Source organism: Pseudochelatococcus lubricantis, from assembly GCF_011762225.1.
Lineage (GTDB): Bacteria > Pseudomonadota > Alphaproteobacteria > Rhizobiales > Beijerinckiaceae > Pseudochelatococcus > Pseudochelatococcus lubricantis.
This window is the reverse complement of the sequence record NZ_JAASQI010000005.1, coordinates 325,726-346,699: the sequence shown is the minus strand read 5'-3', so window position 1 is coordinate 346,699 and position 20,974 is coordinate 325,726. Positions and strand designations below refer to the sequence as shown.

The 20,974-nt window shown below is 63.6% G+C and carries 17 protein-coding genes; 10 read left to right on the top strand and 7 right to left on the bottom strand.

Features of this window, described 5'->3' with window-relative positions; translation table 11 throughout:
* Nucleotides 1-171: 171 nt before the first annotated feature.
* Together FHS82_RS12775 and FHS82_RS12770 are read left to right on the top strand one after the other, a co-directional pair.
* Entirely contained in the window at nt 172-1,944 is a 1,773-nt protein-coding gene (locus FHS82_RS12775) for an ABC transporter ATP-binding protein (protein WP_166953375.1), read from the top strand.
* Between the two features lie 70 nt (nt 1,945-2,014).
* Nucleotides 2,015-2,833: a DUF429 domain-containing protein gene (locus FHS82_RS12770; RefSeq protein WP_166953373.1), complete on the top strand. Its 819-nt coding sequence runs from the start codon at nt 2,015-2,017 to the stop codon at nt 2,831-2,833.
* 150 nt (nt 2,834-2,983) lie between these two features.
* Here FHS82_RS12770 and FHS82_RS12765 read toward each other — a convergent pair whose 3' ends face one another.
* From FHS82_RS12765 to FHS82_RS12735, 7 genes are all read right to left on the bottom strand, one after another.
* Complete coding sequence (locus FHS82_RS12765) at nt 2,984-3,529, bottom strand: flavin reductase family protein (protein WP_166953370.1); 546 nt, start codon at nt 3,527-3,529, stop codon at nt 2,984-2,986.
* A 182-nt stretch (nt 3,530-3,711) separates the two neighbouring features.
* The gene (locus FHS82_RS12760; RefSeq protein WP_166953368.1) at nt 3,712-4,650 is read right to left on the bottom strand and encodes an NAD(P)-dependent oxidoreductase; all 939 of its coding nucleotides are present in this window, start codon (nt 4,648-4,650) and stop codon (nt 3,712-3,714) included.
* Complete coding sequence (locus tag FHS82_RS12755) at nt 4,647-6,284, bottom strand: dipeptide ABC transporter ATP-binding protein (protein WP_166953366.1); 1,638 nt, start codon at nt 6,282-6,284, stop codon at nt 4,647-4,649. Before FHS82_RS12755 ends, FHS82_RS12760 begins: the two co-directional genes overlap by 4 nt.
* Before the next feature lie 4 nt (nt 6,285-6,288).
* On the bottom strand, nt 6,289-7,137 hold the full coding sequence (locus FHS82_RS12750) for an ABC transporter permease (RefSeq protein WP_166953365.1): 849 nt from the start codon (nt 7,135-7,137) through the stop codon (nt 6,289-6,291).
* A complete protein-coding gene (locus FHS82_RS12745) occupies nt 7,137-8,153 on the bottom strand; it encodes an ABC transporter permease (RefSeq protein WP_166953362.1) in 1,017 nt (338 codons plus the stop codon). Before FHS82_RS12745 ends, FHS82_RS12750 begins: the two co-directional genes overlap by 1 nt.
* 2 nt (nt 8,154-8,155) lie before the next feature.
* Nucleotides 8,156-9,718 (bottom strand): ABC transporter substrate-binding protein, encoded by a 1,563-nt coding sequence (locus tag FHS82_RS12740; protein WP_166953360.1) that lies wholly within the window; start codon nt 9,716-9,718, stop codon nt 8,156-8,158.
* A 153-nt stretch (nt 9,719-9,871) separates the two neighbouring features.
* A complete protein-coding gene (locus FHS82_RS12735; protein WP_166953357.1) occupies nt 9,872-11,188 on the bottom strand; it encodes an LLM class flavin-dependent oxidoreductase in 1,317 nt (438 codons plus the stop codon).
* Nucleotides 11,189-11,944: 756 nt separating this feature from the next.
* Here FHS82_RS12735 and FHS82_RS12730 point away from each other — a divergent pair.
* From FHS82_RS12730 to ehuB, 8 genes are all read left to right on the top strand, one after another.
* A complete protein-coding gene (locus FHS82_RS12730) occupies nt 11,945-12,631 on the top strand; it encodes a GntR family transcriptional regulator (RefSeq protein ID WP_166953355.1) in 687 nt (228 codons plus the stop codon).
* Nucleotides 12,628-13,929 (top strand): NAD(P)/FAD-dependent oxidoreductase, encoded by a 1,302-nt coding sequence (locus FHS82_RS12725; protein WP_166953353.1) that lies wholly within the window; start codon nt 12,628-12,630, stop codon nt 13,927-13,929. The genes FHS82_RS12730 and FHS82_RS12725 overlap by 4 nt, the downstream gene beginning before the upstream one ends.
* Nucleotides 13,930-14,165: 236 nt before the next feature.
* A complete protein-coding gene (gene ehuR, locus FHS82_RS12720) occupies nt 14,166-15,548 on the top strand; it encodes a MocR-like ectoine utilization transcription factor EhuR (RefSeq protein WP_343042568.1) in 1,383 nt (460 codons plus the stop codon).
* Between the two features lie 87 nt (nt 15,549-15,635).
* Nucleotides 15,636-16,637 carry a hydroxyectoine utilization dehydratase EutB gene (gene eutB, locus FHS82_RS12715; RefSeq protein ID WP_208394213.1) on the top strand — a complete coding sequence of 334 codons (1,002 nt, stop codon included), beginning with the start codon at nt 15,636-15,638 and terminating at the stop codon, nt 16,635-16,637.
* A complete protein-coding gene (gene eutC, locus FHS82_RS12710; RefSeq protein WP_166953347.1) occupies nt 16,630-17,628 on the top strand; it encodes an ectoine utilization protein EutC in 999 nt (332 codons plus the stop codon). The genes eutB and eutC overlap by 8 nt, the downstream gene beginning before the upstream one ends.
* Nucleotides 17,629-17,695: 67 nt before the next feature.
* Complete coding sequence (doeA, locus tag FHS82_RS12705; RefSeq protein WP_166953345.1) at nt 17,696-18,874, top strand: ectoine hydrolase DoeA; 1,179 nt, start codon at nt 17,696-17,698, stop codon at nt 18,872-18,874.
* A 4-nt stretch (nt 18,875-18,878) separates the two neighbouring features.
* On the top strand, nt 18,879-19,883 hold the full coding sequence (gene doeB / locus FHS82_RS12700) for a N(2)-acetyl-L-2,4-diaminobutanoate deacetylase DoeB (protein ID WP_166953343.1): 1,005 nt from the start codon (nt 18,879-18,881) through the stop codon (nt 19,881-19,883).
* Between the two features lie 85 nt (nt 19,884-19,968).
* The gene (ehuB, locus tag FHS82_RS12695; protein WP_166953341.1) at nt 19,969-20,859 is read left to right on the top strand and encodes an ectoine/hydroxyectoine ABC transporter substrate-binding protein EhuB; all 891 of its coding nucleotides are present in this window, start codon (nt 19,969-19,971) and stop codon (nt 20,857-20,859) included.
* Nucleotides 20,860-20,974 lie beyond the last annotated feature (115 nt).

The window sequence follows — 20,974 nt, the reverse complement described above, 5'->3', positions numbered from 1 at the left end:
GCCCGATTTCCAACGCGCCGGAGCGATCTTCTCCCGTTCGCCCGTCTCCGGCTGCCAGCTTCCGGCGGGCCTCGTATCCGCCCGTGCGGGCGCTGCCATCGTCGCCCCGCTGCTGTATAGAAGAGCGCGGGCGGGCGAGGGGCCGCCGCCAGCAGGGAAAAGGAGCCATCGATGCGTAGTCTGCTGAAGCGTTTCGCCGCCTATTATCGCCCGCATCGCGGCCTGTTCGTGCTCGATTTCTCCTGCGCCGTTGCCTCGGGCCTGCTGGAACTCGTCTTTCCGGTCGCGGTGACGTTGTTCATCGACAGGCTTCTGCCCACAGAGAATCTCGGCCTGATCGCGCTCGCCGCGCTCGGCCTGTTCATTATCTATTTCGTTAACGCCGCCCTGCATGTCATCGTCATCTACTGGGGGCACATGCTCGGCATCAGGATCGAGACCGAGATGCGGCGCAGAGCGTTCGATCATCTGCAGAAGCTCTCCTTCGGCTTCTTCGACAACCAGAAAACCGGCCATCTGGTCGCGCGGCTCACCAAGGATCTGGAGGAAATCGGAGAGGTCGCCCATCACGGGCCTGAGGATGTCTTCATCGCCGTGATGACGTTGATCGGCGCCTTCCTGCTGATGCTCTGGGTGCACGTGCCGCTGGCGCTTGTCACGGCGCTGATTCTGCCGCTGGCGGCGTTCGTTACCATCCGCTACGGCAGCCGCATGACCGAAACGTGGCGCGCGATCTATGGCCGCGTGGCCGATTTCAACACCCGCATCGAGGAGAACGTCGGCGGCATCCGAGTCGTGCAGGCGTTCGCCAACGAGGATCACGAGCGCCGGTTGTTCGCCGAGAACAACCGCAACTATCTTGCCACCAAGCTTGAAGCTTACAAGGTGATGGCGGCGTCCAACTCGCTATCCTATCTGTCGATGCGCTTCGTGCAGGTGGCGGTGATGCTGGCAGGATCCTGGTTCGTGGTGCGCGGCGAGCTGTCGGCGGGCGGCTTCGTCGGCTTCCTGCTGCTGGTCGGCGTGTTCTTCCGGCCGCTCGACATGATCAACGCCGTCATCGAAACCTATCCCAAGGGCATCGCCGGTTTCCAGCGCTACCTGGCCTTCCTCGCCACACGGCCGGACGTCGCCGACCGGCTGGGGGCAAAGGCGGTCGCGCGCCTGAAGGGCGATATCGAGTACCGCGACGTCCGTTTCGGTTATCAGCCGGAAAGGCCGATTTTCGAAAACCTGAACCTTTCGATCCGTGCGGGTGAAACCATCGCCTTCGTCGGCCCGTCCGGTGCCGGCAAGACGACGATCTGCTCCCTGCTGCCGCGCTTCTACGAGATCGCCGCTGGCGCGATCATCATCGACGGCATCGACATCCGCGACATGACGCTGAAATCCCTGCGCTCGAACATCGGCATCGTGCAGCAGGATGTCTTCCTCTTCGCAGGCACCGTCCGAGAGAACATCGCCTACGGCCGGCTGGAGGCGACCGAGGAGGAGATCGTCGACGCCGCGCGCCGCGCGCGGCTGGACGGCGTGATCGCTTCGATGCCGAACGGTCTCGACACCGTTGTGGGCGAGCGCGGCGTGAAACTCTCGGGCGGGCAGAAGCAGCGCCTTGCCATCGCCCGCATCTTCCTGAAGAACCCGCCGATCCTCATCCTCGACGAGGCGACCTCCGCGCTCGACACCGAGACCGAACGGGCCATCCAGCAATCGCTTGCGGAGCTTGCACAGGGCCGCACCACGCTGGTCATCGCCCACCGGTTGGCGACTATTGCCAACGCCGACCGCATCCTCGTTGTAGAGAGCGGCGGGATCGTCGAACAAGGCAGCCATGTCGAACTGCTCACCCGCGAGAACAGCCGTTACCGGCGGCTGCACACCGCGCAGGCCGCGCTCCATCCCGATTCCGGACGCGCGGAAACAGCTAGGCTGCACGCCTTGTAAGCGACCGCTGCCTGAGTAACATCGGAATGGAAAGGTAAATCGCGGCGCACGCCATGCGGTGACAGGTGCGATGGATATCCTCGGAATAGATTTCACCAGCCGCCCCTCGCGGCGTAAGCCCATTACCTGTATTCGCTGCACGCTGGAGGAAGGCCTCCTGCGCTCACACGCTCTCGACGAATGGAGCAGCTTCGCGCCGTTCGAGGATGCACTCTCGCGGCCCGGCCTCTGGATCGCTGGCATCGACTTTCCCTTCGGACAGGCGCGCCGCTTTATCGAGACCATCGGCTGGCCGCCCCATTGGGCTGACTACGTCGCGCATGCACGAGATCTCGGCCGCGACGGCTATTGCGAGACTCTGGAACGCTATCGCGCCGACCGGGTTGCCGGCGACAAGGAGCATCGGCGCGAGACAGACAAAGCCGCCGGCTCTATAAGCCCTCAGAAGCTCAACGGCGTCCCCGTTGGCCGCATGTTTTTTGAAGGTGCTCCGCGCCTGCTGGCCTCTGGCGTGACGATACCGAACTTGCGGGAAGGCGATCCGGCAAGGCTCGTCGTGGAAGCCTATCCCGGCGTGCTTGCGCGCCGGCTGATCGGTCGCCGCAGCTACAAGAACGATACGCGGAGCAAACAGACCGCCGACCAGCACAACGCACGGCGTGCGCTGCTGGAGACCCTGCGCGCCGAAGCGCCGGCTGTCTACGGTTTCTCCGTGGACGCGCCGGACAGCCTGTGCGCCGATCCGGGCGGCGATCACCTTGACGCGCTTTTCTGCGCCGTTCAGGCGGCGTGGGCCTGGCGCCAGCGCGACAACGGCTTCGGCGCTCCCGCTGCTGTCGATTCTCTGGAAGGATGGATCGCGGATCCGTTGCTTTTACGCACACGCTAAAAATATAGTGATTTATTTCTGGAGAAGATATTGCATTTAGATCGTTTTCTGATCAGACGTAATCGTCTGATCGATAGAATTCGATCCAATAAATAATCGCAGAGCATCTTACGATTACGTCTGAGCGAAAAGTGCTTTAAATTGTCGCGTTCATTCAACCGCCGAAAGGCATGCCGATTTCCCCTGATACCATGCCAACGGCGATCTCTGCCTGCCGGTTGCGGCCTCCGGCATGATGAGTTCCACGATGCGGCCGAAATAGACCGTATGCGTGCCGTAATCGTGAGCGGCATCGACCTCGCAGAAAACGTTAGAGATTGCGCCGTCGAGGTATGGCAAGCCCAGCCGGCCCACGCGCCAGGCGTCTCCCGCGAAACGCAGGGCACGCCGATCGCTGCGCGAAAAATTCTCCAGCACCGATGTCTGCGATGCGGCGAGCAGATTGACGCAGAACTTGCGGGACTTCCCGATGACGGGGTGGCAAGAGGCGGTCCGGTTTACCGCCACCATCATGGCAGGCGGCTCCATCGTAAGCGAGCTGGCGCTGGTCGCCGCCAGACCGTGAAAGGCGCCTTCCTCATCGCAGGTCGTGACCAGCGACACACTCATCACGGACGAGCGCATGGTCAGGCGCAGCTTTTCCGCCAAGGTCTCCTTGCTGCCCGAAGCAACTCCGGTGTGCATAACAGTCGACATCCCTCATTCTCCCCACCAATATTGGCGCGGAACGCAGCCCACCATTGCCTGGCATATCTGCCTGTTCTGGACGTTCCCCGCGCAATCCTACGGATAGAAACAGCAGGTCGACGCGGCAATTGTAGACCTGCAACATTTCCGGGCGAAAAAACTGTCTTGTTTGAGAAGCCTGGCCCGATTTCCTACTCAAATCCCGTAACGACGTCAGATCTGAAGGGCATCAGGCTAAGCGCCATCGCTTTTGCAGCCAGCCGCTCCGTGGCCTCCCGGGTCTTGAATCCGGCATGGGCGGTCAGGGTGGCGTTTGCGAGTGCCAGAAGCGGATCGTCCTTCGGGAGCGGTTCCATGTCAAAGACGTCCAGTGCCGCGTGACCAAGGCGACCGGATTGCAGGGCATCGATCATCGCGGCCGTGTCGACGAGCCCCGCGCGCGCTGTGTTGATGAACAACGCGCCCGCTTTCATCCCCGCGAACTGTTCGGTCCCGAAAAAGCCGCGTGTCTCAGGCGTGAGCGCCAGATGCAGGGAGATAACGTCCGCTTGCGCCAGCACCTCGTCGAGGCTGCGCTGGTGCGCCGTCCAGTCATCCGTCAGGCTGGAGCGATTCCAGACGACAACCTCCATGCCGAATGCCTTGCCAATATCGGCAAACGTGCGCCCGATGCCACCGATCCCGATGAGTCCGAGTGTCTTCCCGCCGAGTTCCATGCCTTCGAGCGGTTCCCAGTGCCCACGCCGCAGATCGCGCTCCATGCGGCCGACTTGCCGCGCCGCCGACAGCATGAGCGCGGCCGCGTGTTCCGCGACGGCCCTGTCTCCATATCCGGAGATGGTTTCGACGGAAATCCCGCGCGCCGCCGCTGTATCGAGATCGATGTAGCTTGCGGCTCCACTGCCCAGAAAGATGATGCGCCGCAACGCGGGCAGGCGCGCCAGCAGCGCTGCATCGATCGTGGTGTGGCCATTCCAGATTACTTCGGCATTCTGCGCAATCGCCACTACTTCGTCGCCAGACGGGTCGCCGATATTGACGTGGACATGGTCGGCGTAGTCGGGTTTCACCCGGGCCAAGGCCGCCAGCATCAGTTCGGAACAATCTATGTAGACGGTTTTACTTTTCACGCCACGGCTCCGATCAATTTGGCCAGATTCTGATGGGTTCCGAGCAGGGATTGGGTGTAACCGGCCGCTGGGCGGGTAAATATTTCTTCTGTATGACCTATCTCCAGCAGCTTCCCGTGATACATGACTGCAATTCGGTCACAGATATAGCGTGCTACGTCGAGATCGTGCGTAATGAAGATAATTGCCATGCCGATTTCGCGCTGTACATCACCTAACAGGGTCAGGATTTCTGCCCGGACCGAAACATCCAGCTTGGATACGGCCTCGTCAGCCACGATCACCCTGGGCTCAAGCGCGATGGCTCTGGCGATGGCGACACGCTGCAACTGGCCGCCGGAAAGTTCGTGGGCGTAACGGTCGCCGTGCTCGGCAGTCAGTCCTACCCGCTCAAGAAGCGAGACGGCGCGGCGCCTGAGTTCCGCCCTCGGATGGCGTGCCATTGCCAGCGCCTCCCGCAATGCCTGGCCCATGGTTCTGCGCGGGCTGAATGAGCCGCCGGGATCCTGAAACACCATCTGCATCTCGCGCCGGATGGAGCGCAACGAACGTTCCCTCTCGTGCGTAATGTCGCGTCCGCGGTACTCGATCCGGCCTCCTGCGGGTTCGTAAAGTCGCAGGAGGCTACGGCCGAGCGTTGTCTTGCCGGAGCCGGATTCCCCGAGAATCCCGAGTATCTCGCCCGGCATCACATCGAAGCTCACGCCGTCGAGCGCTCTGAAGCTGCCGTGCCTGTTCGAATGGGGAAACGAGATGGTGAGATCGCGGACCCGGTAAAGCGGTTCCTCGGCGAAGCGCGCTGCCTGGCGCGCCCGATGGCTCTGGTTCTCCTTGGGCCTGCCGTTGGCACCGGCAAGTTTCAGCGCGGTGTCGATCAGACGACGGGTATAGGGATGCCTGGGCCGGCCGAAAATCTGCGCAGTCTCACCAACCTCGACGATTTCGCCTGCGTTCATGACTGCGATGCGGTGACAGAACGACGCCGCAACCGGCATGTCGTGCGTAACGAAGATCACGCTCGCACCGAGCCGCCGCTGGAGCGATAGAAACAGGTCAAGAACCTGTTTTTCCACGATCTTGTCGAGATTTGTCGTCGGTTCGTCGGCCACAATCAGTTTCGGCCGCAGCGCGAGCACGAGTGCGATGAGCGCGCGTTGGAGCATGCCACCGCTGAGCTGGTGTGGATAGAGAAACATCGTCTCTTCCGCACGCTTCACCCCGACGTCGCGCAGCAACTGAACGCTCTTATCCCGCAGCTCTCCCGTTTCTCCGACCCTGCGCAGCACTTGCGCGAAATGCCAGCCAATTGTCTTGCACGGGTTGAAGGAGCCCACCGGATCCTGAAACACCATGGCCAGTTGGACGCCGCGCAGAGCGTCAAACTCACCTCCGCTTTTCTGCTGCAACTCCTCGCCGGCAAAGAACATTTTCACTGCTTCGACATGGGCAGTCTGCGGCAGGAGCCTCAGCAGCGACAGGCCCGTCATCGTCTTGCCCGAACCGGATTCGCCTATGATTCCGAGGATTTCGCCGTTAGCGAGATCGATGTCGATGCCCTTGAGTATCCGTGTTTTCGCATCGCCGCGTCCGAAAGAGACACGCAGGTCGCGAATTTTGACGAGCGCCTCATCCATGGTCTCACATCCTCTCACGCAGGCGCGGGTCGGTCAGGTCGCGCAATCCGTCTCCCAGCAGGTTGATCCCCAGAAGCGCGAACGATATCGCGAGCCCGCTCATCGTCAGCACCCAGGGCGCCCGGCTGAAGTACTCCCGCCCGTCGGCCATGATGCCGCCGAGAGAGGGGGTTGGCGGTTGCACACCGAGGCCGATGAAGCTGAGGCCCGCTTCGAGAATGATGGCGAAGGCGAGGCCTGCGCTTGCCTGCACCAAGAGCGGCGTCGCGATGTTGGGCAAGATGTCGGTCAGCATGATCGCGCCGGGGCTGCGGCCCATCAGCCGCGCCGCCTGAATGAAGGGCTCCTCCCGGATCAACATCGTCGCGTTGCGCGAGATACGGGCGAAAATCGGCAGGTATACCAAGGCGATGGCAAAGATGATGTTCACCGTGGAAAAGCCGAAGAGCACCATCAGCAACAATGCAAGGATAAAGCTCGGGAAGGCGAAGAGGAGATCTGCGATCCGCATGAGGACGTTCTCGCACCAGCCGCGGAAGTAGCCTGCGGCAATGCCCATCATCGCCCCGGCCGCCGCGGCCAGCGTGATGGCGGCGAAGCTGATCCCGAACGACACGCGGCCCCCGGCAAGCACGCGGGAGAGCACGTCACGGCCGAAGCTGTCCGTTCCGAGCGGGTGCGCAAACCCCGGCGGAACGAGCACCGCCATGAAATCCACCATCTCCGGGTCATGCGGCAGGATCATCGGGCCCAGGATCACGGCGATGATGACGAACAGCGTGATCGAAAGCCCGACGGCGGCCGTTCTGTGGCTGAAGAAGCGGCGGAGTTTTTGCCTGAAAGGAGAGGACATCAGCGCGACCTCCGCGGATCGAGAAGGGTGCAGATGCTGTCAGTAACAGTATTCACCAGGAGCACGATGGCGAGAAACACGATGGTGCAGGCCAGCAGCACCGGGTAGTCCCGCTGGAAGGAGCCATCGACCATGAGGGAGCCCACCCCCGGAACGCCGAAAATGCGCTCCACCACGACAACGCCGCCGAGGATGTAGCGGATCTGTAGTCCGATGACGGTCAGATACGGCACCAGCGCATTGCGGAACGTGTAGTGGAGAAAAATGAAACCGGACTTCAGGCCGAACGCGCGGGCGGCCGTGACGTAGGGGCGCGTCATCGTCTCGATCAACACCGCGCGCAAGGTACGCGAGAATACGGCGGCCATCGGTGCCGCAATGGCCAGCGCCGGCAAAAAGCCGACATACAGCGCATCGACAAGGCTTTCGCCCGGAGACACGTAACCGTAGGTCGGAAACCAGCCGAGACCAAGGCCGAAGAAGTAGATCAACACGTAGCTCAGCCAGAAATCCGGCATGGAGATGCCGAACACCGAAATGGACGTGCAGACCGTGTCGGTAAGCTTGCCGCGCTGACTGGCGGCAAGCGTGCCGAGCAGGAGCGAGATGGCGACCGCGAGGAAAAGCGCATAGAAGCCAAGGAAAAGCGTTGCCGGCAGCTTCGCAAACAGAAGCGCGGAAACCGGCTGGCGGGCAGCAACTGTCAGGGAGGCGCCGAAATCTCCCGTCAGTACACCGCCGAGCCAGGACAGATACTGCATCGCCAACGGACGATCGAGGCCGTGCTCCTTGTGAAAGGCGGCGATCGCCTCAGGAGACGCCTGCTCGCCGAGTACCGAAAGGGCAGGGTCGCCGGGTGCGGCCTTGATGGTCAGGAACACGACCAGAGAACCGACAAGGAGCACCAGCAACGCGCTGGCGAGCCGACTGGCAGTTGCTTTCAGGCTGCGGGAAAGCGACTGCCGGAAATCGGCAGTCGCAATTCTTGCCGCAAGATGAACCTTGGTATCCGACATCGTCAGACGATGCTCATATGTGCGAACTGATCACCGAAGTTGGAGTAAGGTTTCTGGACGAACCCCTTGATATTCTTGCGCAACAGGTTGTGAATGTTCGAGCAGAAGCAGGGGATGATCGGAACTTCCTCGATAGCCAGGGCCTCCGCCTGATTGTAAAGCCTGGCGCGCGTGGCCGGATCGAGTTCCGCGCGCGCCCTTTCGAGCAGCCCGTCGACCTCGGCGTTCTTGAATTTTCCATAGTTGCGCCAGCCGGCCGAATGAACGATATCGCCCATGTATTCATCCGGATCGATCATGCCGAGCCAGCCCCACACGCCGGCCGTGAAGTCGCCCTTCTGCTGCCGCGCGAATGCGGCGTTACTGTCGGTGACCGAAACGGAAAACTTCGTGCCGAGAACCTGGTTCACCTGCGCGACGAAAATCTCGGCGAAGCGCTTCCACCAGCCGCCTCCCCAGGTCAGCACCTCGACGGGATACTCGGCGGCGCCGTATTTCGATTTCGCAAGCTCCTCCTTGGCCGCCGCAGGGTCGAAACCTGTCACCGAGTGGCCAGCCGCGGTGTGATTAGCGCCCAGCAAGGGTGGAAAGAAGCCGCGCAGAGGCTCGCCCTCGCCGAAAAGCACCGTCTGCACCATCGCTTCGCGCTGGAAAGCCATGGAGACGGCGCGACGGAAGTGCACATCGTTGAACGGCGGCTTGGTGAGATTGATCGAGATGTAGCGAACATTGAAGCCGAGTTGGCGAAATACCGTCACGGCGGAGTTGCGCATCAGCTGCGGCACATCGGCGGTCGGCACCGTCGATGTCAGATCGATCTGGTTGCCGAGCAACGCCGTAACACCCGACGCCTCTTCCGCAATCAGCGGAATCTCCACGGTCTTGATCGTCGGCGCGCCCCCGAAATACGCTTCGTTAGCCTCTATTTTGAGCCCCGAGCCGACATCCCAGCTCGCCAGCTTGTAAGGGCCCGTGCCGACAGGCTTTCTGGCGAAGGCTTCCGCGCCCATCGCCTCGAAGGCCTTGCGCGGCAGGATCTGCGTGCCCGTGCGTGCGTTGGTGAGGAAGGTCAGCAGCGGCGCGAAAGGCGTTTTCGTACGCACGACGACCGTCAGGTCATCGATGACCTCGACGTGATCCACGGCGGCCACCTTGCTGGCGTTGGGCGAGGCCGTAGCCGGATCGAGCAGGCGTTCGAGCGAGAATTTTACGTCGTCGGCGGTCAACGGCGAACCGTCGTGGAACGTGACGCCCGCACGCAACTTGAATTCGATCGAACCTCCTTCCAGTATCCTGTAGGATTCCGCCAGATCAGGCACGATTTTCATCGTGTCATCGAATTTCAGCAGGCCGTTGAAAAGCGACCAGATCACATAGAACTCCGGTATCAGCGACGCTTTTGCCGGGTCGAGAGTATTCACCACGCCATAGCCGGTAATTGCCGCGCGCAGGCTGGCCGTTTGGGCCATTGCCGCCCGCGGGCCGTATCCGAATGCGGAGAGCGCCGCCGCAGCGCCCAGTCCCCCTAACAGATCCCGGCGATGAATACGAAACGCATCGTTCATCTCTATGTTCTCCTCTGCTGGACGTTATCTTCCGTCCTATTGTCTAATTCGGTGGCAAGGAATCGGGCTCGATGACCTCGCCGGAAAGCTTGTGCCGCTCCCGCTTCAATCGCGCGGCATCTCGACCCCCGGGGACGCGCTCCGTTTTTCCGCTCACGCGCCGGAAGGGAGAGGGGACGTCAGTCCCAGGTTCTCACGCAATGTCCTGCCTTCGTATTCGGTGCGGAAAAGTCCGCGACGGCGCAGTTCCGGCAGTATGAAGGCGGACAGGTCGTCGAGCGAGTGGGGCAGGATCGGCGGGCAAAGATTGAAGCCATCCGCTGCGCCGCTCTCCACCCACAGCTGCATGTCGTCGACGATTTCCTCTGCCGTGCCGACGACATAGCGCACCGTGTAACCTGCACCGATCAGTTCATAAAGCTGGCGGATGGTCAGGCCTTCGTCCCGGGCGCGCTTGATCAGGCTGCTGCCGATCGAAATTCCGTTGGCGAAATGCTCCTCTGGGATCGGCTTGTCGATGTCATAGGCGGACAGATCGCCGACATAGGTATAAAGCAGCGCGAGGCCGGCCAGCGGGTCGATCAGCCGCTGCAATTCGTCGAGCTTGGCCTGCGCCTGCGCCGTTGTCTCCCCGACATAGAACGCCAGCGCCGGCATGATGAGCGGCGCGTTGTCCCGGCGGCCGAAATGCGCCGCCCGTGCCTTCAGATCGGCATAGAATTCGCGCGCCTCCTCCACGCTGTGCGACACGGTATAAACCACGTCGGCATATTGCGCGGCGATGTTGCGGCCCTGATCGGAAGCGCCGGCTTGCACGATCAGCGGATGACCCTGCGGCGGACGCGCGGACGTCAGCGGTCCACGAACCTGGAAGAATTTGCCCTTGTGGTCGAGAACGTGGCGTTTGTCCGGATCGTAAAACTGTCCGCTCGTCTTGTCATGCGTGAAGGCGTCTTCCTCGAAGCTGTCCCACAGCCCCCGCACCACTTCCACGAACTCCAGCGCCCGATCGTAGCGCTCATCCTTGGGCAGGTTCGAGATGCGGCTGAAGTTCAATGCCTCCTGCTCCGACCAGGACGTCACTACATTCCAGCCGGCGCGCCCACCGCTGATATGGTCGAGCGAAGCGTATTTGCGGGCGACGTGATAGGGCTCGTTATAAGTTGTCGAGGCGGTAGCGACCAGACCGATACGGCTGGTGACGGCGGCGATGGCCGAAAGCAGTGTGATCGGCTCCAGTTCAGCGTTCCGCATGTCGTGGGACAACGAGCCCGCAGGCTTATCCTCGCTGCGCACGGCAAGGCCGTCCGCGAAAAAGATCATGTCGAGCTTTTCCGCCTCGGCTTTCTGCGCGATGTCGCGATACGCTTCGAACCGCGACAGACTCCCGGGATCGAAATCGGGGTGGCGCCACGCGGCGATATGATAGCCGAGATAGCGCATGGAGAGACCGAGTTTTATTCTTGACATCGTGTTCCCGCCTGGCTGCTGGACGCGATCATGGTGCGTAGCGTCCGCTCAGTGTCGTTTTTCAGTATACCCAATTAGTATCAGCACGACTTTGCCCTGCGTGCAATTACTTTTTTTCCGATTTCGATGCAAAGCGGACGACCGCTCCGTCAATGGGACTCATCGCGCCCGCTCTTCCGGAACATAGGCCAAACATGGATGATGGGTCATGCATCATTTTTCGAGATGCGGCGATGGCCGCAATATGGAGTTGCCGGCTACCCGGAGCCGGATGCGCGCGGAGGACCGCGATAGAGAAGCCTTGAAATATCTTTTATTTACAATAGTTTTTATAGTTTCAGCAATCGTTTTCCTACGAGTATGCAACGGCCGTCCCGTAAACCGGGGTTCACTGCGACAGACCATTTCATGGCGCGGCAGCACGGTTCCGACAGGCATCGGCGCGGAACGAAACGCGCCTCTGACCCGTGAAGGCGCGCCTGCGCTTCTGAAGCGGCGTGGGACAGATATCCTGACGTTGATGAAAAACGTGGATGCTTCTTATGCACGCTTCATAGGTGCACATAGAGGCATCAACACACGCAAAACTGTCTATTTATATAATTCAATAAGTGTAAAACGCGATCATTCCATATATATCCGGTCTCTATAATGGCGTTTTTATGAGCTTCGCTGAATCGGGTTGAAACGCGATGCAATTTCCGTATACTGAAATGTAAGAGGTGCCATTTGGCCGACAAACAGCATAAAACAGCGATGAACATCCCCTCGACCGCGACGCGCTCAGATGCCAGTACCGGCCCGGCTGTCTACGCCGGCCTGAAAAAGCGCATTCTCGACCATGAGTTCCATATGGGCGACGCGCTTCGGGAGGAGGATGTCGCTGATTGGTTCGGCGTTTCCCGCGCCCCGGCGCGCGATGCGTTGCGGCGGCTGGAACAGGAGGGGCTCGTCGAGCGTGGTGGACGGCGCTACATCATCCGCCGCTACAGCTATGACGAGGTCGTGCTCACGTATCGCCAGCGCGCGGCGCTGGAATACATGGCCGTCGAATATGCCATCGCGGCGGGGCGCGATGCGCTCGGACCGGTCGCGGCGATTCTTGAGGAACAGCGCCAGGCTGTTAGCGGCGCCTCGCGTGGCGCTTTCAGCCAGCTCGACGCGCGTTTCCATCTCGCCGTCGCCGAACTCGGCGGTGTGGCGATGCTGGTGCGTGAACTGGAACTCGTGCTCGACCGGGTACGGCTGATTCGCAGTGACGAGATCGCCCGCGATTCCGGCCCAAAGGGCGCCTATAACGACCATTGCCGCATTTTTGGCGCGCTGGAGCGCGGCGATGCGCGGGTCGCCAAAGCCGAACTCAACTACCACTTCGCCACGACCGTCCGTCTGCATCGGCTCAACGGATATGAGGCCGGGGCTGCCATTCAGGACATCCGATGACCGACTATGCCCGCGACTGCCAGAATCGTTTTCCGTCCCTGTGGCTCGCCACGGCTGTCGAGCGCGACCTTTCGGAACCGCTGGACGGTGATGCCTCCTGCGATGTCGCCGTCATCGGCGCGGGCTATACCGGCCTCGCCACGGCGATCGAACTTGCGCGCGGAGGCGCGAATGTCCGGATCATCGATGGCGGCTTTCCCGGCTGGGGGGGCTCGGGGCGCAACAGCGGCGCGGTGATCCGTGGCTTCAAGAACAGCCGCAGCGCACTGGTTAAGGAGTTCGGTGACGAACGTGGCCGCGCCATGGCCGACTTCGGCGGCCGGGTGTGCGATATCGTGTTCGATCTCATCGCGCGCTATGATATCCAATGTGATCTGGTTCGCAGCGGCTGGCTCCTGCCGGCGCACAACAAGGCCGGGCTGCGCCGCGTGCGCGACCGTGTCGATACCTGGACGGCGGACGGTTTTCCCGGCCTCGCCATGATCGACCGCGATACGCTGGCCCGGATGATCGGCTCCGAAGCCTATATCGGCGGCATGATCGATTCCCATGGCGCATCTCTCAATCCGCTTTCCTATGCGCGCGGCCTTGCGCGCGCAGCGCTGGGCCATGGCGCCGGCGTGCATGGGCAGACGCGGGCGGACAGACTCTCCCGCACGGGGGGGCGCTGGCGCGTCGACACCCCGCGCGGCGCCATCACCGCCGAAAAGGTGGTTGTCGCCACCGATGCCTATTCCGGTGGCCTCGTGCCCAGCGTCGACCGCAGCTTCGCCTCGATACATACGAATATCGTCGCGACAGTTCCGTTACCGGGGGACATCGCCGACTCAATCTTGCCGGGAGAGCAGGCGGTCTCCGATATCCGGCGCATCCTGCTCTACTGGCATAAGGATCCTCATGGCCGCGTTCTTTTCGGCACGCGCGGCACGCTGGGCGGGCCACGATCCGATGCCGATTTCGCCCATGTCGAAGCGGCGCTCCACCGTGTCTATCCGCAGCTCAGGGGGCAGCCCATTGAGTTCCGCTGGTCCGGCCGCATCGCGCTGACGGGCAACTTCGTGCCCCACATCAACGAGCCTGAGCCCGGCCTGTGGACCGCCCATGGCTATTGCGGGCGCGGCGTGGCCATGGCAACGGCGTATGGCACACTGATGGGGAAGGCCATTCTGGCTAACGGATCGCTCGGCAAGCTGCCGGTGCCCGATACCGCCGCGCCCACCATGCCCCCCAAGCCCCTGCGCGATCTGGGCGTCGTGAGCGCCACGCATTTCTTCCGCCTTCTCGATCTCGTCGCATGAGCCAGGATGCCGTTGCTCCGGTCAGCGTGGCGCCGGCTATCCGGTCTTGCTCCGCGTATCGGCACCCGCCGTTGATCTCTTGATCTGGTCAGGACACCCGCATATTGTCATGATGTAAGTCATAGCTTGAACTGTCCTGCATCATGATATCTCCTCGCGCTTCGTTATCCGCCAGATTGCAGCCTGTTTCTCAGGCAACTGCCGATTCCGGAGGCGGCGGCGATTCTTGGCTTCCCGTGCTGACGCCCCGGCGTGGAGCGACGAAGCACAGGCTGCTCACGGAAAAGATCGTCGCGGATATCGAGACGGGTATCCTGCCGCCGCGCACGCGCATGCCGACGCATCGCGAGCTGGCGCGGCAGCTCGGTGTTTCGGTGCAGACGGTGAGCATCAGTTACAAGGAGGCGGAGCGGCTGGGCTTTCTGACGGGCGAGGTGGGGCGCGGCACGTTCGTGCGCAACCGCGTGACCGAAAAGGCGGATCGCTTCATGCTCGATCGCAACAGCGGCGATCGAGCGGATCTCTCCATTGTGCGGTGCGTCTATTCCGAAGAGCACGAGGCGGCCATGCGCCGCCTGTTCGCTGCCATGTCGCGGGACGACAGCAGCGTCTTCATGCAGCCTTGCCGGCCGATCGTCGGGCTCGACGCGCACCGCGCCGGCGCGCAGCACTGGCTGCGGGGGCTCGGGGTGGAGGTGCCGCAGGAGCGCATCATCGTCACCAACGGGGCCGCGCATGGGCTGTTTCTGGCTTGCGCCGCGCTGCTGCGGCGCGGTGATGTGGTGCTGACCGAGGAACTGACGGATCACGGCATCATCGGCCTGTCGAACCTGCTCGGCTTCTCCCTGCGCGGTCTGCCGGTCGATGGGGAGGGGGTGATTGTCGAGGCGTTCGAGGCGGCCTGCCGGGCCGGCGGGGTGGCGGCGCTCGTCATGGTACCCACGCTGGGCAACCCGACGAGCCATCTCGCGGGGGCCGAGCGGCGGCGGGCGATCGCCGAGGTCGCGCGCCGTCATGGCGTGTATGTCATCGAGGACGAGGTCTATAAGCCGCTGATCGAGGAGCCGCTGCCTTCCTATACCGAACTGCTGCCGGATCTCGGTTTTTTCGTCACGAGTTTCACTAAATCGGTGATGACCGGCCTGCGCACCGGCTATCTGGTGGTGCCCCAGCAATACGCCATCAAGGTGGCGAGCATCCTGCGCGTGACCGGCTGGAGTGCCACCTATCTCACCGCCGACATCGCCACGCGCTGGATCGAGGACGGCACGGCGCAGGCCCTTCTCGACGTCCAGCGGCGGGAAATCCGGACGCGGCAGGCCGTCGTGCGGGAGACGCTAGGCCCCTTCATCGCCGGTAGCCACCCCGTGTCGCCAAGTGCGTGGCTGAAGGTACCGGACCACTGGGACGAGGGGGGTCTGGTGCGTCAACTGGCGCGGAACAACATTGCCGTGACCGCGTCGGACCCCTTCGTGGCGAGTCCGGATCGTCCATGCGGCGGAATCCGCATCTGCATCGGCGGCCACCTCTCGTCCGCCGGTCTGCGGCAGGTGCTGATGGCTATCCGGGGCATCTTCGAGCAATTGCCGCCAGTCTACGACATCGACATCCTCGATTGAAAAATTGTAATGATTTAATGTATTGATTGACATGATAATTGGACTGCGCAACCATCCCTGCAAGAACAAATGCAGAGGGTGCGGATCATGCCAATCCGTTATGGGCCCGGCACCGGCGAGGACATCTCTCTCGCCCGGCGCCAGCTTGCCGGGCATGTGGCCGAAACCGGCCTGAGAACGTCGCCGGTGCTATCGCGCCGTCATGGGCAGACGGTGGGGCTGAAGCTCGAAAACCGGCAACTGACGGGCAGCTTCAAGATCAGGGGCGCGACCTGCGCCATCCTGCGGCTGGACGCGGAACAGCGCCAGCGCGGCGTCGTGACCGCTTCGACCGGCAACCACGGCCGGGCGCTCGCCCATGCGGCGCGGGGGCAGGGCGTGCGTGCTGTCGTGTGCCTGTCGGGTCTCGTGCCCGCCAACAAGGTCGAGGCGGTGCGGGCGCTTGGCGCGGACGTGCGTATCGTGGGCCGCTCGCAGGACGAGGCGATGGAGGAAGTGGCGCGGCTCGCGCGCGATGAAGGGCTGACGCCCGTGCCGCCCTTCGACCACCCGGACGTGATCGCGGGACAGGGAACCGCCGGCCTCGAAATCGTGGAGGCGATGCCGGATGTCGCCACCGTGCTCGTGCCGCTGTCCGGCGGCGGCCTCGCGGCGGGCGTCGCGGCGGCGGTGCGCTTCCGGCGGCCTGAGGCCAGGGTCATCGGTGTCTCGATGCGGCGCGGCGCGGCCATGCACGCAAGCCTCGCGGCTGGCCACCCCGTCGAGGTGCTGGAGGAGGAGACGCTCGCCGACTCGCTCGGCGGCGGCATCGGCCTCGATAACCGCTACACGTTCGCCCTGTGCCGCGACCTGCTCGACGATGTGGTGCTGGTGGACGAGGACGAGATTGCGTCGGGCATCCGCCACGCTTTCCGCGAGGAGGGTGAAACCGTCGAAGGTGCCGGCGCCGTGGGCATCGCGGCGCTGCTCGCGGGCAAGGTCCGGCCGGCGGGGCCAACGGCGGTGCTGCTGTCCGGTGCCAACATCGATGCGGCGCTGCACCGGGCCATCAACGGCGCGGACGGGAGCGGGGGAGGCGGCAATGGCTGACATGCTGGTATTGACGGAAGCGGATCTGCGCAAGGTTGTGGCGCTCGATGCCGAGGCGGTGGATTGCGTCGAGGATGCCTTCCGGGCGCTGGCGACGCGCCGTGTCGCGATGCCGCCCGTGCTGCGTCTCGACATACCGGAGCATCGTGGCGAGGTGGACGTCAAGACGGCCTATGTGCCGGGCCTCGACGGCTTCGCGATCAAGATCAGCCCCGGGTTCTTCGACAATCCGCTTCTGGGCCTGCCCAGCCTCAATGGCCTGATGGTGTTGCTGTCCGCCCGCACCGGGCTGGTGGAGGCGCTGCTGCTCGACAACGGCTATCTGACGGAGGTGCGCACGGCGGCGGCGGGCGCTGTGGCGGCCCGGCATCTGGCGCGCGCCGATGCGCGGGTCGCTACCGTCTTCGGCGCCGGTGCGCAGGCGCGGCTGCAATTGAAGGCGCTCACGCTCGTGCGCCCGATCGGCGAGGCGCGGCTGTGGGCGCGCGACGCGGGCAAGGGAGCGGCCGCCAGCGCCGCGTTGACGCGGGAACTCGGCTTCCCCGTCCGCTTCGTGGCCGATGCGCGGGAGGCGGCGAGCGGCGCGGATGTCATCGTCACCACCACGCCGGCGGCGGAGCCGGTGCTGCAGGCAGAATGGATCGCACCCGGCCAGCATATCACCGCGATGGGGTCCGACGCAGGCCATAAGAACGAGATCGACCCGGCGCTGTTCCGGAAGGCGTGCTACTTCGCCGACTGCCTGCCGCAGACGCGCCTGCTGGGCGAACTTCACCATGCCGTCGCCGCCGGTACCTTGCCACCCGGCACGGATCTTGCCGAGCTGGGCGACGTGGTCGCGCAGCCGCGCTCACGGCGCGACGACGAGATCACCCTGTGCGATCTGACAGGCACGGGTGTGCAGGATACCGCCATCGCGCATCTCGCCTTCACGCGCGCCCGCGCGGTGGGTGCGGGCGTCCGCTTCGACACCGGCGGCGCGAGGGCCTGAACACCGGCGCGCGAAGGCCGTCGCCCGCGCGCCGCCCGAATGACGACAACAAGGGATCATACCGTCAATGTCTCAGGAGCCCGGCTTTACCGCAGACGAATACGCCACCCGCCTCGGCCGCACCCGGCAGGCGATGGAACAGGCGGAGATAGACCTGCTCATCGTCACCGATCCGTCTAACATGCACTGGCTGACGGGCTACGACGGTTGGTCGTTCTACGTCCACCAATGCGTGCTGGTCGCCCCCGGCGGCGAGGTGTTCTGGTACGGGCGCCTGCAGGACGCGCGCGGCGCGCAGCTCACGACCAGCCTGGGCGAAAGCCACATCCTGAGTTATCCCGACCATTATGTGCAGTCGACGGAACGCCACCCGATGGATCTGCTGGCGCAGCTCATCGCGGATCGCGGCTGGAAGACCGCACGGATCGGCGTGGAACTCGATAACTATTATTTCAGCGCGGCGGCCCATGCCTCGCTGCAAAAGCACCTGCCGGACGCCCGCTTCCACGATGCCACCTATCTGGTGAACTGGCAGCGGGCCGTCAAAAGCCAGGCCGAAATCGACTACATGCGCAAGGCCGGCCAGATTGTCGCCAGAATGCACGAACGCATCGTCGAGGTGATCGAGCCCGGCATGCGCAAGTGCGATCTGGTGGCGGAAATCTACGATGCCGGCATCCGGGGCACGGACGGCTTCGGCGGCGACTATCCGGCCATCGTGCCGCTGCTGCCCTCGGGAGAGAACGCTTCCGCACCGCACCTGACATGGGACGACGCGCCGATGCGCGCGGGTGAGGGGACGTTCTTCGAGATCGCCGGCTGCTATCGCCGTTATCACTGCCCACTATCGCGCACGGTGTTTCTCGGCAAGCCCGGACAGCGTTTTCTGGATGCGGAAAAAGCCACGCTGGAGGGCATGGAGGAGGCGCTCGCCGCCGCCCGGCCCGGCAATACCTGCGAGGACATCGCCAACCGTTATTTCGCCACGCTGGCACGGCACGGTTTCGTCAAGGACAACCGCACCGGCTATTCGATCGGCCTCAGCTACCCGCCGGACTGGGGCGAGCGCACGATGAGCCTGCGCAAGGGCGACCGGACCGTGCTCCGGCCGGGCATGACCTTCCATTTCATGAGCGGCCTGTGGCTCGATACCATGGGCATCGAGATCACCGAGAGTATCCTCATCACCGAAACCGGGGTCGAATGCCTCGCCGACGTGCCGCGCCGGCTGTTCGTGAAGGACTGAGACCGTGAGCGATCTGTTGCCTCCCTCTCCCGTGACGCCCACCGTCGACCTCGATGGCGGCGGCGCGCAGCACGGCTACCTGCGCCTGCCCTACAGCCGCGACGACAGCGCCTGGGGTTCCGTGATGATACCGATCGCCGTCATCGGCGACGGCGACGGCCCCACGGCGCTGCTGACCGGCGGCAACCACGGCGACGAATACGAGGGGCCCATTGCCCTGTTCGAGCTGGCGCGGGAACTCGACCCCGCGGCCGTGCGGGGGCGGGTCATCATCCTGCCCGCCATGAATTACCCCGCTTTCCGCGCCGGCACGCGCACGTCGCCCATCGACAGGGGCAACCTCAACCGCAGCTTTCCCGGCAGCCCCACCGGCACGGTCACCGGCAAGATCGCCGATTTCGTCACCCGGCATCTCGTGCCGCGCGCGGATATCGTGCTGGACTTCCACTCGGGCGGCCGCACGCTGGATTTCCTGCCTTACGCGGCGGCCCATGAACTTGACGACAAGGAACAGGAGCGCCGCTCGTTCGAGGCCGTGGCGGCGTTCGCCGCGCCCTATGCCATGCGCATGCGTGAGATCGACGCCGTGGGCATGTTCGACACCACGGTCGAGGCAATGGGCAAGGTTTTCGTGACAACGGAACTCGGCGGCGGCGGCACGGCTTCCGCCACGACGGCCGCGATCGCGCGGCGGGGAGCGCGCAACGTGCTGAAGCACGCCGGCATTCTCGCCGGCGATCCCGAGGGCGCGCCGGGCCGCTTCCTCGCCATGCCCTCGCCGGACTGCTTCGCCTTCGCGGAGAACGCCGGGCTCGTCGCCTTCGCCCGCGATCTCGGAGAGCCCGTCGCGCGGGGAGAGGTGATCGCGCGCATCCATCCCGTCGATCGCACCGGCGCGGCGCCGGCGGAAATACGCGCGGCGCTTGACGGGGTTCTCGCGGCCCGGCACTTCCCCGGCCTCGTCCAGCAGGGCGATTGCCTGTTCGTGATCGCGACAACGGCAAGCTGACGGGGCAGATCGGCCGGTCGCCCCGGGAAAACGCGGAGCCGGGACAACCCGGCCCCGGCAATCAGAACAACCAGAGGAGTCAACGATGAAAAAAGCTACATTCCGGAAAAACGCTGTATCGTGGAAGAAAGTCATCTCGTGCACGGTCGCATCGCTGGCGCTGGCCACCGCCTTCGCGTCCGGCGCCCGGGCCCTGACGCTGGAAGAGGCGAAGAAGCAGGGCTACATCCGCGTCGCCACCGCCAACGAGGTGCCCTACGGCTTCATGAAGGAAGACGGCACGGCCGCCGGCATCGGGCCGGAGGTTGCGATCGCGGTGCTGAAGACGCTCGGCATCGCGGAGATCAACTGGACGGTGACGCCCTTCGGCACCCTCATTCCGGGCCTCAAGGCCAGACGTTGGGATTTCGTGGCGGCGGAGCAGAACATCTCGCCGGAGCGCTGCAAGCAGGTGAGCTTCAGCGAGCCCAATTCCAGCTACGGCGAGGGGCTGCTCGTCAAGAAGGGCAACCCGAAGAAGTTCACCACCTATGCCGATGTCGCGAAGGACCCGGGCCTGAAGGTGGCGGTGGTATCGGGCGCCAACAACATCGACTTCCTGCGCGCCGTTGGCGTGAAGGACGATCAGGTGGTGTTCATCAAGGCCAACGCCGACGCGCTCGCCACCGTGCAAAGCCGCGCCGACGCTTATGCCGCGACCGAACTCACGGTGTTCAACCTGGCGAAGGGGCGCGAGGATGTGGAGCAGGTGAGCCCCTTCGCCGACCCGGTTGTGAACGGCAAGCCGGTGCGTAACTACGGTGGCTTTTCCTTCCGGCCCGAGGACAAGGAACTGCGCGACGCCTTCAACGAGGCGCTGGTCGCCTTCCGGAAGACGGATGCCTACCGCCAGATTCTGAAGACCTACGGCCTGAGCGAGGAAAGCATCACGGCCGCGCAGTCCGTCAATGTCGCGGAGTTGTGCGCAGGCAAGTGACGGCGCGTGGTTGCCGGGCCGCGCCGGTGGGCCAGCTCCCTTATCTTCATGAGAGCGTTTCGTCGCTTCACGGAAACGCCGAAACGCTCTGATTTTCTGGTTTAACGTGTTTTCC